The sequence below is a fragment of the Pseudarthrobacter sp. PH31-O2 genome (assembly GCF_030063265.1).
Taxonomy (GTDB): Bacteria; Actinomycetota; Actinomycetes; order Actinomycetales; family Micrococcaceae; genus Arthrobacter.
On record NZ_JASIST010000007.1, the window covers coordinates 70,973 to 85,344 of the forward strand.

At 65.9% G+C, this 14,372-nt stretch carries 13 protein-coding genes; 12 read left to right on the top strand and 1 reads right to left on the bottom strand.

Going from position 1 to position 14,372, the window contains the following annotated elements:
• Nucleotides 1–4: 4 nt before the first annotated feature.
• From murG to dnaE, 12 genes are all read left to right on the top strand, one after another.
• Nucleotides 5–1,108 carry an undecaprenyldiphospho-muramoylpentapeptide beta-N-acetylglucosaminyltransferase gene (gene murG, locus QMG72_RS12085; protein WP_226774310.1) on the top strand — a complete coding sequence of 368 codons (1,104 nt, stop codon included), beginning with the start codon at nucleotides 5–7 and terminating at the stop codon, nucleotides 1,106–1,108.
• Between the two features lie 59 nt (nucleotides 1,109–1,167).
• Nucleotides 1,168–2,643 (top strand): UDP-N-acetylmuramate--L-alanine ligase, encoded by a 1,476-nt coding sequence (gene murC / locus QMG72_RS12090; RefSeq protein WP_282468114.1) that lies wholly within the window; start codon nucleotides 1,168–1,170, stop codon nucleotides 2,641–2,643.
• 139 nt (nucleotides 2,644–2,782) lie between these two features.
• Nucleotides 2,783–3,499 (top strand): cell division protein FtsQ/DivIB, encoded by a 717-nt coding sequence (locus QMG72_RS12095; protein WP_309485665.1) that lies wholly within the window; start codon nucleotides 2,783–2,785, stop codon nucleotides 3,497–3,499.
• A gap of 195 nt (nucleotides 3,500–3,694) precedes the next feature.
• Nucleotides 3,695–4,915, top strand: a complete 1,221-nt coding sequence (gene ftsZ, locus QMG72_RS12100) for a cell division protein FtsZ (RefSeq protein WP_226773330.1) — start codon at nucleotides 3,695–3,697, stop codon at nucleotides 4,913–4,915.
• A 92-nt stretch (nucleotides 4,916–5,007) separates the two neighbouring features.
• Nucleotides 5,008–5,748, top strand: coding sequence for a purine nucleoside phosphorylase YfiH/LACC1 family protein (locus QMG72_RS12105; RefSeq protein ID WP_226773333.1), 741 nt, complete (start codon nucleotides 5,008–5,010; stop codon nucleotides 5,746–5,748).
• Complete coding sequence (locus QMG72_RS12110) at nucleotides 5,741–6,523, top strand: YggS family pyridoxal phosphate-dependent enzyme (RefSeq protein ID WP_283480628.1); 783 nt, start codon at nucleotides 5,741–5,743, stop codon at nucleotides 6,521–6,523. The genes QMG72_RS12105 and QMG72_RS12110 overlap by 8 nt, the downstream gene beginning before the upstream one ends.
• 87 nt (nucleotides 6,524–6,610) lie before the next feature.
• Complete coding sequence (locus QMG72_RS12115; RefSeq protein ID WP_226773328.1) at nucleotides 6,611–7,141, top strand: cell division protein SepF; 531 nt, start codon at nucleotides 6,611–6,613, stop codon at nucleotides 7,139–7,141.
• A gap of 138 nt (nucleotides 7,142–7,279) precedes the next feature.
• Entirely contained in the window at nucleotides 7,280–7,588 is a 309-nt protein-coding gene (locus tag QMG72_RS12120) for a YggT family protein (RefSeq protein ID WP_226773327.1), read from the top strand.
• Between the two features lie 137 nt (nucleotides 7,589–7,725).
• The gene (locus QMG72_RS12125; protein ID WP_283480631.1) at nucleotides 7,726–8,421 is read left to right on the top strand and encodes a DivIVA domain-containing protein; all 696 of its coding nucleotides are present in this window, start codon (nucleotides 7,726–7,728) and stop codon (nucleotides 8,419–8,421) included.
• A gap of 140 nt (nucleotides 8,422–8,561) precedes the next feature.
• Entirely contained in the window at nucleotides 8,562–9,146 is a 585-nt protein-coding gene (gene lspA / locus QMG72_RS12130; protein ID WP_283480632.1) for a signal peptidase II, read from the top strand.
• The gene (locus QMG72_RS12135; protein WP_283480633.1) at nucleotides 9,136–10,224 is read left to right on the top strand and encodes an RluA family pseudouridine synthase; all 1,089 of its coding nucleotides are present in this window, start codon (nucleotides 9,136–9,138) and stop codon (nucleotides 10,222–10,224) included. Before lspA ends, QMG72_RS12135 begins: the two co-directional genes overlap by 11 nt.
• Nucleotides 10,225–10,304: 80 nt before the next feature.
• Nucleotides 10,305–13,862, top strand: coding sequence for a DNA polymerase III subunit alpha (dnaE, locus tag QMG72_RS12140; protein WP_283480634.1), 3,558 nt, complete (start codon nucleotides 10,305–10,307; stop codon nucleotides 13,860–13,862).
• 27 nt (nucleotides 13,863–13,889) lie between these two features.
• Here the strand turns inward: dnaE and QMG72_RS12145 are convergent, their stop codons facing one another.
• A complete protein-coding gene (locus QMG72_RS12145; protein ID WP_283480701.1) occupies nucleotides 13,890–14,348 on the bottom strand; it encodes a flavin reductase family protein in 459 nt (152 codons plus the stop codon).
• Nucleotides 14,349–14,372: the final 24 nt, after the last annotated feature.

Genomic DNA, 14,372 nt, shown 5'->3' on the forward strand with positions numbered 1-14,372 from the left:
CGCCATGAGCACCGAGTCGTTATTGTCCGTTGTCCTCGCCGGCGGCGGAACAGCAGGGCACATCAGTCCGCTGCTGGCCATCGCCAACGCACTGCGGCAGGCCCGCCCCGGAGTCCGGCTCCTGGCGGTCGGAACCCCCGGCGGAATGGAAGCCACGCTGGTCCCGGCCGCGGGACTGGACCTTGCCACCATCAGCAGGGTTCCTTTCCCGCGCAGGCCCTCACTGGAGCTGTTGCGGCTGCCCGCCCGGCTGGCGGGTGCCGTGAAGCAGGCCGGCGCCATCCTCGATGCGGCCGGTGCCGATGTCCTGGTCGGTGTTGGGGGCTACGTCTGCACCCCGATGTACATCGCCGCCTGGCGCCGGAAGATCCCCATCGTGATCCACGAGGCGAACACCCGGCCCGGTCTGGCAAACCGGGTGGGTGCCCGGCTGGGCGGACACGTTGCCGTGGCGTTTGCCGGCACCAAACTGGGTGCCTCGCAGCACGTTGGCATGCCGATGCGCGAGGAAATTTCCGGGCTGGACCGGTCAGCAGCCAGGACCGCTGCCCGGGTAGCCCTCGGCCTTGAGCCGGACCTTCCGGCACTGGTTGTCACCGGCGGCTCCTCGGGGGCCCAAAGTATCAACCGCACCATTGCCGCCTCGCTCGGGCTCCTGGCCGGGGCCGGCATTCAGACCCTGCACATCACCGGTCGCGGCAAGGCCGTCCACGACGCCGACGGCCGGCCGCTCGTTGCCCCCGGGTACCACCAGCGCGAATACGTGGACGGCATGGAAACGGTTTACGCGGCAGCAGACCTGCTCCTGGCGCGCTCCGGTGCCGCGACGGTGAGCGAGGCTGCCGCCGTCGGGCTTCCCGCCGTTTTTGTTCCGCTGCCGATCGGCAACGGGGAACAGGCGCTTAACGCCGCCGGGCTCGTGGACGCCGGTGGCGCCCTGCTCGTGGCGGACAGCACATTCTCCCCTGACTGGGTCCGCGATCACATCGTCCCGCTGCTCCAGGACCGGGACCGGCTGGCCCGGATGGCAGCCAGCGCTGAAAAGCTCGGCATTCGGGATGCTGACCGGCGGATGGCCGATCTCGTCCTGGGATCGGCCGCAGCGTGAACGACATGCCACGGAGCGCCATGCCATCCCGAAGCAGCAAAGCAGGAAGCGATAGAGGAATGACCCAGCCAGAACGTCAGCACGTACCCGGGCCCGCCAGCACAGGGGAGTCCCTTGGCCGCATCCACTTCATCGGCATCGGCGGCGTCGGAATGTCGGCTGTGGCCCGAATTATGGTGGCCCGCGGACTGCCGGTCAGCGGCTCCGACGCGAAAGACCTGCCGGTGATGGCGGACCTGGCCGCGGCCGGGGCCAGGATCTGCGTCGGCTATCACGCCGCTAACCTCGGCGACGCTCAAAGCGTCGTCGCCGGCTCGGCGATCCGCCCGGATAACCCGGAGCTGACCGCCGCCCGGGCTGCCGGATTGCCTGTGCTGCACCGCTCCGAGGCACTGGCCGCGGCCATGGCGCAGGACACCGCCGTGACCGTCGCCGGGACACACGGAAAGTCCACCACGACGTCGATGATCGCCGTTCTCCTGCAGGGCGCAGGCCTGGACCCGTCCTTCGCCATCGGTGCGAACGTTCCGGCGCTGGGAGTTAACGCCGCCAGCGGCAGCACACCGATCTTCGTCGCCGAAGCCGACGAATCCGACGGTTCCTTCCTGAATTACCGTCCGCAGATCGCAGTCGTGACCAACGTTGAACCGGACCATCTGGACTACTACGGCACCGCCGAGGCCGTCTACGCCTCCTTCGACCGCTTCACCGCACTGCTCCCGGCAGACGGGGTGCTGATCGCCTGCGCTGACGACGCCGGCGCCCGGGCGCTGGCCCGGCGAACCCTCGAGCGCGGCAACACCCGCGTTGTGCTTTACGGCACCAGCGTCGACGCCGGGATCATGCTCCACGACGGCGGTCCGGGCGATGTGTCGATCACCACCGACGCCGGACGCTTTCCGCTCGATCTGCACGTTCCCGGGCGGCACAACGCCCTCAACGCGGCGGCCGCGTTCGCCGTTGCGCTGGAACTCGGCGTGGAGCCAGGTCGCGCCGCCGCCGCCCTGACCCACTTCACCGGGGCGTCCCGGCGTTTCGAATTCAAGGGCGCGGGCCGCGGTGTAAGGGTCTACGACGACTATGCCCACCACCCCACCGAAGTGCGGGCAGCCCTGTCCGCAGCGCGCTCCGTGGCGGGCGGCCACAAACTCCACGTCCTCTTCCAGCCGCACCTGTTTTCCCGGACCCGGGAATTCGCCGGAGAGTTCGCGGCAGCGCTCAACGCCGCCGACACCGCACTGGTACTTGATATCTACCCCGCCCGGGAAGATCCGATCCCGGGCGTCAGCAGCCAGCTGATCGCCGCGCACCTTGGTGCCGGCGGCCGGCTCATCGGACCGGGCGATGAGGCCGTGCGGTCAGTGCTGGCCGCCGCGGCGCCGGGGGACATTGTGCTTACGGTCGGCGCAGGCGACGTTACCGCCTACGGGCCGATGATTGTCGCAGCCCTGAACGACCCCACCCCGCACGACCCCACCCTGAACAAGGGCACCCCGCACGAGGGACTGCCGGGCGGCGGTGGCCAAGGTGCCTAGCAGCCGCAGGCCCGGCTACCGGGCGGCTGGACCACGGGCCCCGGGGACCCGCGGGGATTCAGCGCCGGAGGACGCTATCTCGGCTACTAAGGACGGGACAGCAATCCGTGCCGCGACCCCCCGGCCGGCTCCGGATAACGTGCTGTCCTTTCCCGAACCCAAGGCCAAACGCCGGCTGCGCATCCTGCTGGCTACCATTGGGATCCTGGCCGTTCTGACCGCCGGGATCCTTGCCATTGCTGTCTACTCTCCGGTGCTGGCGGTTCGGACGGTCACCGTCGAGGGCACCAAACTGCTGACGGCGGACCAGATCCGAACGGCGCTCGCTCCGCTGGAAGGCAAGCCGCTGCCGCAGATCAGCGACGGCGACGTCACAGCCCTGCTGCAGCCCCTCGTGCAGGTTAAGAGCGTCAGCACCCAGGCCCGCCCGCCGTCGACGCTTCAGGTCAGGGTAACCGAACGCGTACCGGTTGCCCTCGTTAAGCAGGGTGAGGTCCACCAGCTCGTGGACGAGGACGGCGTGAAGCTCAGCGACACCGCCGACCCGGCCGCAATCCCGCTTCCTGTCATCGACGGCGGCAACGGCACGCTGCCCAAGGACCTGTTCCAGGCCATCACCGGTGTCCTCGGGGCGCTGCCGGCCGACGTGCTCGGACGGCTCTCCAGTGCCTCGGCGAAGTCCGTGGACGCCGTCGAACTTAAGCTTGTGGACGGACAGACGATTGTCTGGGGCAATGCGGGGGAGAAGGAGCTAAAGGCGCGGGTCCTCGAAGCCCTGCTGAAGGCCCCCGCCGACCCGAAGAACCCGGTCCGGGTCTACGACGTCAGTGCGCCCCGGCACCCGGTCACCCGGTAGCTGGGAAAAGAGGCTATTTCGCCGCTAATACCGCGACACGCGGGGCCGGTTATTGAATGTCATCTACATAGGAAATAGCGTCACAGCATGAGTTACTTGACATAACTATAACCTTCAACTCGAAGGTTAAGGTTATAAGCTTCAAGTCCGACTCCACCAGTTTTCGCAATAGAACACGAACAAGGGACACGTAACGTGGCAGCTCCGCAGAACTACTTGGCCGTCATCAAGGTCGTCGGCATCGGCGGCGGTGGCGTGAACGCAGTCAACCGCATGATCGAAGTCGGTCTTCGCGGCGTCGAATTCATCGCGGTCAACACCGATGCGCAGGCATTGTTGATGAGCGATGCCGACGTCAAGCTCGACATCGGGCGTGAGTTGACCCGAGGCCTGGGTGCCGGTGCTAACCCGGATGTCGGCCGACAGGCCGCCGAGGACCACGCCGAGGAGATCGAAGAGGTCATCCGCGGCGCGGACATGGTCTTCGTCACCGCCGGCGAAGGTGGCGGCACCGGGACCGGCGGTGCGCCCGTGGTCGCCCGGATCGCCCGCTCGCTCGGCGCGCTGACCATCGGCGTTGTCACCCGGCCCTTCACCTTCGAAGGCCGCCGCCGTGCCGGCTCCGCCGAAGCCGGGATCGACGCCCTCCGCGACGAAGTGGACACGCTGATCGTCATCCCGAACGACCGCCTGCTCTCCATCAGCGACCGCAACGTCTCCGTCCTTGACGCGTTCCGCTCCGCTGACCAGGTGCTGCTTTCCGGTGTCCAGGGCATCACCGACCTGATCACCACCCCGGGCCTGATCAACCTCGACTTCGCCGACGTTAAGTCCGTTATGCAGGGCGCAGGATCCGCGCTGATGGGCATCGGTTCGGCGCGCGGCGAAGACCGTGCGGTCAAGGCTGCAGAGCTCGCCATCGCCTCGCCGCTGCTTGAAGCATCGATCGACGGCGCGCACGGGGTCCTGCTGTCCATTCAGGGCGGCTCGGATCTTGGCCTCTTCGAAATCAACGAAGCTGCCCGCCTGGTCCAGGAAGTTGCCCACCCGGAAGCGAACATCATCTTCGGCGCGGTCATCGACGATGCGCTCGGCGACGAGGCCCGTGTCACCGTCATCGCCGCCGGTTTCGACGATGTCAAGGCCACCTCACCGTCCATGGACCAGTCGCTTCCGCAGTCGGCCCCGCAGCGGCCGGCGGCCCCGGCAGCGGCCCCGGTCCAGGCACCGTCCTCGGCCCACGTGCAGCCGCTGCACGCCACGGTTGGCGCTTCCGGTTACGGCGGCTGGGGGCAGCAGCGTCCGTCTGCGGTCCCGGCCGACTCCGGCTTCGACGCCGACCTTCCTTCAGTTGTGGAGCCGGACATGTCCGGCCGTCACTCCGATGATCTGGATGTCCCTGACTTCCTCAAGTAAGTCCTGAAGCACCGTGGCACTGCCTGATGGCAGTGCCACGGTGCTTTCTCTTAGGATCGTAGTTCTGCAAACAAGTTTGGGCGGTGGTCTGGGTGTTCTCCTGGCGGGCGGAAGTCCGGCCCGGCGTTTGGGTGGCCTTCACCGACGCCGCTGCCGGCAACCTGGCGCTCCATGTCGGTGATGATGCGACCGAAGTGGCCCGTCGTCGGCGGGCCCTCGAGTCGGCGCTGGAACTCGGCGGCCGGCGTTTCCAGTACATGAACCAGGTCCACGGCAATGACGTCGCCGTCGTTGGCGCGGCCGCGGGCGGCCCGGGCGGAGCTCCGGCTGCCGGTGGCCCGACGGCCGATGCCCTGGTGTCCCTCGGGGACCCGCTCGCCGTGCTGGTGGCCGATTGTGTGCCGGTCGTCCTGGTCGGGGAACGGGCCGGTGGCCCGGACCCCGTTCTGGCAGTCGTCCACGCGGGCCGTCCGGGCGTCGCCTCCGGAATTGTCCCCGTGGCCGTCGCACGTATGCGGGAGTTGGGTGCGTCGGCACTCCGGGCCTGGATCGGTCCGTCCGTCTGCGGGCGGTGCTACGAGGTGCCCGCGCGGATGCGCGACGACGTTGCCTCCCTGGTGCCCGCGGCCCGTTGCACCACTTCCCGCGGCACCCCTGGACTGGACCTGCCGGCTGCCGTGCACAGCCAGTTGCGCGATGCCGGAGTCACAGTTGAATACTCCGGCGCCTGCACCCTGGAGGACACAAAGCTTTTCTCCTACCGCCGTGACCAGGACACCGGACGTTTCGCCGGGCTCGTGTGGACCCACGCCGCGGCGGTCCCGGATGAATAATCAGCTGCGCGGCGGCGCCGATGAACCGCTGGCGGAACAGGACCCCGACGGCGGCCTGCCCGATGCCCGGCTGGAACAGCTCAGGGAGCGGCTCACCGCCGTCCGGCAGCGCATCGACACTGCCGTTGCGGCCGCCGGACGGCAGGAGCGCCCGCCCCAGCTGATCGTGGTCACCAAGTTCCATCCCGCCGAGGATGTCCGGCGGCTCGCCACACTCGGCATCACCGACGTCGGGGAGAACCGGGACCAGGAAGCAGCGGAGAAGTCCGGTGCGCTGCCCGGGCTGGACTTGCGCTGGCACTTTATCGGCCAGCTGCAGAGTAACAAGGCCAAATCGGTCGTGAAGTACGCCCACGCGGTGCACTCAGTGGACCGCCCGCAGCTGGCCGGAGCCCTGGCCAAGGCCATGTCCGCACAGCAGGAACTGACGGGGCGCCCGCCGCTGGAGTGCTTCATCCAGGTCAGTCTCGACGGCGACGCCGGCGGACGCCGGGGTGGCGCCCTGCCGGCCGAGATCCCGGCGTTGGCCGCGCAGCTGGCGGGGGCAGCGGGACTCCACCTGGCCGGCGTAATGGCAGTGGCCCCCTTCGGCGAGGATCCGGTCCCGGCATTTGAAAAGCTCGCGGAGCTCTCCGCCCGGCTGACCGCCGTCCACCCCGGGGCCACGGGTATTTCCGCAGGCATGAGCCAGGACCTTGAGGCGGCCATCCGGTTCGGGGCGACACACCTTCGCGTTGGCTCCGATATTCTCGGTCCGCGTCCGGCGTTGCGGTAAGTTCAACGTATTGGAAGGTAACGGCGGGAATTCCAAGGCTGCTAAGTCATTGATCGGCCCGCTGACGGACACGATTAGGAGTCGACCATGGCCGGCGCTCTGCGCAAGACAATGATCTATCTTGGGCTCGCTGATGGCGACGAACACTATGAGTCCGAGCACCAAACATCGCACAAGGATGAGGACGATTCCATGGAGCACGACCGCGAGGAACGCCGTGCACCGGCGCCCGTCCGCGAGGCACCCAGGGACGAGCCCTACGCCGCTGAAGAGGAATACCGCGCACCTGTGACACCCATCAAGCGAGCGGCGTCGAGCCGCGAAGAGCACACCGGACTCCGCCAGATCACTACGATCCATCCGCGGTCCTACAACGACGCCAAACTCATCGGTGAAAGCTTCCGTGATGGCATCCCCGTCATCATGAACGTCACCGACATGGGCGAAGCGGACGCCAAGCGCCTGGTCGACTTCTCCGCCGGACTGGTGTTCGGCCTGCGCGGCAGCATCGAGCGCGTGACGAACAAAGTCTTCCTGCTCTCGCCGTCGTACGTCGAAGTGATTGGCGACGACAAAAAGGTCAGCGAGACCCAGGCAAGCTTCTTCAACCAGAGCTAGTTCCGGATTCTTTTGAAGGATGCCAGGCGGGGACACCTCGTCTGGCATCCTTGCTGCACGATCCGTGTTGAAATAGAGGCGGAACTATCAGGCGGACACTGCGGTATCCGGAATGAACATGGAGATATGAGCTAACTCATGGGAATTGTTTTCGGACTTGTCTATATCGCCTTGCTGTTGTTCCTGGTGGCGCTCATCATCCGCCTGGTGTTCGACTGGGTGCAGATGTTCGCACGGGGCTGGCGGCCCCGCGGCGCGGCGCTTGTGGCAGCTCACGCTGTGTATTCGGTCACAGACCGTCCGTTGAAACTGCTGCGGCGTCTCATCCCGCCGTTGCGGCTGGGCGGAATCTCGCTGGACCTCGGTTTCCTGCTGATCTTCGTGGCTGTCAGCATTGCCATGGCGTTTGCCAAGTACCTGGTGTTCTCCCAGCCGATCGCAGCCTAGCCCGTTCGTGGCCCGAAACAGATAGAAACTCCGGTTTGACACTGCGGTGTTGAATTAGAGGAACCAGACCATATTTAGGTACCGTAGTTTTTACGGCCGAAAGGCCTACTGACTAACTAGACCAACGAGGTGACCAGATGGCTTTGACGCCAGAAGACGTTGTCAACAAGCGCTTTCAGCCGACCAAGTTCCGCGAAGGCTACGACCAGGATGAAGTTGATGACTTCCTGGACGAAATCGTCGTCGAACTGCGACGCCTGAACCAGGAGAACGACGAGCTGCGCAAGAAGCTCGCCGAACTGGGCGCCGGCACGCCTGCCAGTTCTTCCGCCGCGGCGCCTGTCGTGGAAAAGGTTCCGGCACCGGTCAAGGTCGAGAAAGAAGACGGCGCTAAGGCGGAAGCCGAGGCCAAGGCCGCCGAAGCCGCCAAGGCTGCCGAAGCTGCCGAAGTTGCCAAGAAGAAGGAAACCGAGCAGGCAGCTGCCCCGGCCCGCACCGTCTCAACCCCCGCTGCGGAGTCCGCCGCCGGCCTGCTGGCCATGGCGCAGCAGATGCACGACAAGCACGTCGCCGACGGCGAGCAGCAGCGCGACAAAATCATCGCTGAAGCGCAGATTGAGGCCAGCAGCCTCGTCAACGACGCGCAGGAAAAGTCCCGCAAGATCCTCGGCGCCCTTGAGCAGCAGCGTTCGGTCCTGGAGCGCAAGGTCGAGCAGCTTCGGGGCTTCGAACGCGATTACCGTTCACGCCTGAAGGCCTACATTGAGGGCCAGTTGCGTGACCTCGATGCCCGCGGCTCCGTGGCTGCCCCTGAGGTGGAAGCCAACAGCTAGGACAGTTAGCAAGTATTCTGAAAGCCGGTGGCTGAGGATTCCTCGGCCGCCGGCTTTTGGCATTAACCGCCGGCTCCGGCCGCGGCCGTGACCAAGCACCCGGATTCCAGTGCCCGCACTGGCTCGCGAACGAAAGCCTTATGACTGACGCACCCCCACCTGACGCAACGCAGCACGCTGCGTCCGCCCACGCAGGCCGCACCGGCCACCGGCCGCGGCGCGCCCTGCTGCTATCCGTATTCTTCGGTCTTGCGGCGTTCGCCTATGTCTTCGATCAGCTGACCAAACTTTGGGTTACGGCCACCATGATCGAAGGCGACAGGATCCCCGTCCTCCCGCCGCTGCTGCACTGGTACTACATCCGGAACTCCGGTGCTGCCTTTTCGATCGGTGAGAACGTCACCTGGGTGTTTACCCTCATTATGACGGCCGTCTCGATCGCCATCCTGCTGCAGTTGCGCAAGCTGGGCTCGCTCTGGTGGGCGCTGGCGCTTGGGCTGCTCCTGGGCGGCGCCCTGGGCAACCTCACGGACCGGCTGTTCCGCGAACCCTCCTTCGCTATGGGCCACGTCGTGGACTTTATCCAGCTCCCCAACTTTGCGATCTTCAACATCGCGGACTCCGCTGTTGTGTCGGCCGTGGTAATTATCTGCCTGCTGACGCTGCGCGGGATTGCCCTGGACGGCTCACACCCGACCAAGGACACGGTAAAACATGACTCCTAATCACACCGTGCCCGGCGACGGCACGCCAGATACCGTGACTCCGGAGTGGACGGCCCCGGCCGGCCATGTCCCGGGAGTGATCCTCCCGGAAGACCTCGACGACGCCGACCGGTCCGACGCACCCGGCGGGCAGGACGCGCCGGCCGCCTCGTCCGCGCTTCGCTTTGTGGTCCCGGCGGACGTCGCCGGCGCCCGAATAGATGCCGGACTTGCGGGCCTGATGGCTATTTCCCGCTCGCAGGCAGCCACGTTAATCGCCGAAGGCCACGTCCGCAGCAACGGCAAAGCGGTGGGGAAGTCGCTCAGGCTTGCCGCCGGTGCCGTGCTCGACGTTGTTGTCCCGGAACGCCGGGACCCCCTGGAAATTGTGGAGGAAGTAGTGGACGGCCTGGACATCCTGCTGGACGATGACGAATTTGTCGTCATCGACAAACCGGTCGGCGTAGCCGCCCATCCCTCTCCCGGCTGGGTGGGACCCACTGTGGTCGGCGGCCTCGCCGGTCTCGGCTACCGGATTTCCACCTCAGGCTCGCCGGAACGCAAGGGCATTGTGCACCGGCTCGACGTCGGGACCTCGGGCGTGATGGTGGTCGCCAAGACGGAGCGTGCGTACACGGCGCTCAAGCGGGCCTTTAAGGAGCGCACCGTGGACAAGGTGTACCACGCGGTGGTCCAGGGACTTCCGGAGCCGCTGGCGGGCACCATCGATGCGCCGATCGGCCGTCACCCAGGCCACGACTGGCGTTTTGCGGTCATCGAGGACGGCCGGGACTCCATCACGCATTACGAAGTTCTTGAAGCCTTTGGAAAGGCCTCGCTTGTGGAGGTCCACCTCGAGACCGGCCGGACGCACCAGATCCGCGTCCATTTCTCCGCCCTGCGCCACCCCTGCGCCGGCGACCTGACGTACGGCGCGGACCCGCGCCTGGCTGCCACCCTGGGGCTGACCCGGCAGTGGCTGCACGCCCGGCAGCTGTCTTTCGATCATCCCCGGACCGGGGAGCGGGTTACGGTTACCAGTGAGTACCCGCAGGACCTGCGCTACGCGCTGGAAGTCCTGGAGTCGGGACAGGCCTGAGCCGCCCAGCACCTGGCCTGCCCGCCGGTGCGGCCTGAGCTCCGTGCCGAAAGCTCGGTGCGCGGCACTAGAATGAACCGGTGACTTCCAGCAACAACTCGTTCGTGCACCTCCACAACCACACCGAATACTCCATGTTGGACGGTGCGGCCCGGTTGGGGGAGCTGTTCGACGAAACCGAGCGGCTGGGCATGCCGGCCCTGGCCACCACCGACCACGGCTATCTCTTCGGGGCATTCGACTTCTGGAAGCGGGCCACGGACCAGGGCATCAAGCCGATCATCGGCGTCGAGGCGTACGTGACGCCCGGGACCGCGCGCACCGACAAGACCCGCGTCCGCTGGGGCGAAGAGAACCAGCGCAAGGATGACATCTCCGGCGGTGGTGCCTATACCCACATGACGCTGCTCAGCTACAACAACGTGGGCATGCGCAACCTTTTCCGGGCCTCCTCGATCGCCTCACTGGACTCGGTCTTCGGCAAATGGCCGCGGCTGGACCGTGAGCTGCTCAACACCTACTCGGAAGGGCTGATCGCTACCACCGGCTGCCCCTCCGGCGAGGTCCAGACGCGGCTCCGGCTTGGCCAGTACCGGGAAGCCGTCGAGGCCGCGGCCGAGTTCCGCGACATTTTCGGCGCCGAGAACTACTTCTGCGAACTCATGGACCACGGCCTGGACATCGAGCGCCGCGTCACCGGCGACCTGCTGCGCCTGGCCAAGGAACTGAACCTTCCCCTGGTGGCCACCAACGACCTGCACTACACACACGAGCACGACGCGAAGGCACACGAGGCACTGTTGGCCATCCAGTCGGGTTCCACCCTTCTGGAGCCGACGTACGACAACGGCGGCTCGCGCTTCGCTTTCTCCGGCAGCGGCTACTACCTGAAGTCGCCGCAGGAAATGCGGGAGCTGTTCCGCGACCATCCCGAGGCATGCGATAACACGCTCCTGATCGCCGAGCGCTGTGAAGTGTCCTTCAACACCGGCGCCAACTACATGCCCCGGTTCCCGTGCCCGGACGGGGAGGACGAAACGTCCTGGCTGGTCAAGGAAGTCGACAAGGGACTCCAGTACCGCTATCCGCAGGGCATTCCGGACAAGGTGCGCACCCAGGCCGACTACGAGCTGGGTGTTATCACCTCGATGGGCTTCCCGGGCTACTTCCTGGTGGTGGCGGACTTCATCAACTGGGCCAAGAACAACGGCATCCGGGTGGGTCCCGGACGCGGCTCGGGCGCCGGGTCCATGGTGGCCTATGCCATGCGCATCACCGACCTTGATCCGCTGCACCACGGCCTGATTTTCGAGCGCTTCCTCAACCCGGACCGGGTCTCCATGCCTGACTTCGACGTCGACTTCGATGACCGGCGGCGCTCCGAAGTGATCGACTACGTCACGCGAAAATACGGCGACGAACGTGTCGCGATGATCGTCACCTACGGCACCATTAAGACCAAGCAGGCCCTCAAGGACTCTTCCCGGGTGCTGGGTTACCCCTTCAGCATGGGTGAACAGCTGACCAAGGCGCTGCCGCCGGCGGTGATGGCCAAGGACATTCCGCTTGCAGATATCCAGAACAAGGACTCCAAACGCTATAGCGAGGCCGGCGACTTCCGGCAGCTGATCGCCACCGACCCCGAAGCCGCGAAGGTGTTCGAAACGGCGCTCGGCATCGAGGGCCTGAAACGTCAGTGGGGTGTCCACGCGGCCGGCGTCATTATGTCCTCGGACCCGATCATCGACGTGATCCCGGTGATGCGCCGCTTCCAGGACGGCCAGGTCATCACCCAGTTCGACTACCCGACCTCCGAGGGCCTGGGCCTGATCAAGATGGACTTCCTGGGCCTGCGGAACCTCACGATCATCTCCGACGCCCTGGAAAACATCACGATGAATCGCGGAATTGAGCTGGATCTGGAGTCCCTGGCCCTGGACGACGTGGCGTCCTACGAGCTGCTCGCCCGCGGCGACACCCTTGGTGTGTTCCAGCTCGACGGCGGGCCCATGCGCTCCCTGCTCAAGCTGATGAAGCCCGACAACTTCGAGGACATCTCCGCCGTCCTGGCCCTCTACCGGCCCGGACCCATGGGCGCCAACGCGCACACAGACTACGCGCTGCGCAAGAACAAGATCCAGGACGTCATCCCGATCCACCCCGAGCTCGAGGAACCGCTCGCCGAGATCCTCGGCGGCACCTACGGCCTGATCGTCTACCAGGAGCAGGTGATGGCCGTGGCGCAAAAGCTTGCCGGGTACACCCTGGGCCAGGCCGACATCCTGCGCCGCGCCATGGGCAAAAAGAAGAAATCCGAGCTCGACAAGCAGTTCGCCGGCTTCTCCCAGGGCATGCAGGACAACGGCTACTCGATGGCCGCGGTCAAGACCCTCTGGGACATCCTCCTGCCATTCTCCGACTACGCCTTCAACAAGGCCCACTCGGCTGCATACGGCGTGATCTCCTACTGGACCGCCTACCTCAAGGCCCACTATGCGCCGGAGTACATGGCAGCCCTGCTCACCTCGGTGGGCGATGACAAGGACAAGTCGGCCATCTACCTCAACGAATGCCGCCGTATGGGGATCACGGTGCTGCCGCCGGACGTCAACGAGTCGGCGCTGAACTTCACCCCGGTGGGCACGGACATCCGCTTCGGCATGGGAGCCATCCGCAACGTCGGAGTCAACGCCGTCGAAGCCATGGTGGCGGCCCGCGAAAAAGAAGGGGCCTACACCTCCTTCAAGGACTACTTGATGAAGGTACCGGCTGTGGTGTGCAACAAGCGCACCATCGAGTCCCTGATCAAGGCCGGCGCCTTCGATTCGCTGAACCACCACCGGCGCGCCCTGGCCATGATCCATGAAGAAGCCATCGATTCGGTCATCACCCTGAAGCGGAACGAGGCAATCGGCCAGTTCGACCTGTTCGCCGGAATCGACGAGGCCGAGTCCGAGGCCTCGTTGAGCATCGAAATTCCGGACCTCCCCGAATGGGAGAAGAAGGACAAACTCTCCTTCGAACGGGACATGCTCGGCCTCTACGTCTCGGACCACCCGCTGCAGGGCCTTGAAGGGGTCCTGAGCCAGCATGCCGACCAGTCCATCACCTCGCTCATCGCCGAAGACGGCCCGCACGACGGCGCCATCGTCACCAGTGCCGGCATGATCACCTCGCTGAGCCGGCGGATCGCGAAGGCCAGCGGTAATGCCTACGCCCGGGCCGAGATCGAGGATCTCGGCGGTTCCGTCGAGGTTATGTTCTTCGGGCAGGTCTATGGCCCGATCGCCTCCGTGCTGGCAGAGGACCTGATCGTTGTTGTGAAGGGCCGGCTGCAGCGCCGCGATGACGGCGCCGTGGCATTGAACTGCATGGAACTCTCCGTCCCGGACCTCAGCGAGGGCCTCAACGGCCCGCTGGTGATCACCATGCCGACGCATAAGGCAACCGAAGCAGTTGTGACCGAGCTCGGCGACGTGCTGCGGACCCACCGCGGCAAATCCGAAGTCAGGCTGCACCTGCAAGGTGACGCCAGGGTGGAAGTTATGGGCCTGCCCGTGCACTTGCGGGTCAACCCCAGCCCGTCGCTGTTTGGAGATCTGAAGGTGCTGCTGGGCCCGACCTGCCTGGACGGCTAAGGCCAGCCCGCGCGGGCCTCCGGCGGGCTAGATTTCGTAGTCGAGCGGCACGGGCTGGCCGTAGGAGCCGGAGTGGTAGAGCAGCGGGGCGCCGTCGGCACCGACTTCGCCGCCCACAACCTCGACCACCACAACGGCGTTGTTCTCGAAGGAGAGCCGCATCTGGACCTTGCCGATCAACCAGCCGGCAACGTCCTTGAGGACCGGCACCTCATGGGGCCCTGGCACCCAGTGGTCCCCCTCGAAGCGGTCGCGGGTCCTGGCAAAACGGTCGGCCAACGCCTGGTTCTCCAGTCCCAGCATGTGCACGCCGATGTACTTCGCATTGGCGACGGCCGGCCAGGAACTGGAAGTGCGGGCCATATTAAAGGTGAACCGGGGAGGTTTCGCGGAGAGCGAGGCCACAGATGTTGCAGTAAAGCCGAAGGGGACGCCGTTGAGGTTGGCGGTGATGATGGCCACGCCGGCGGCGTGCCGGCGGAACATCTCCTTGAAAGTACTTTCGAAGGC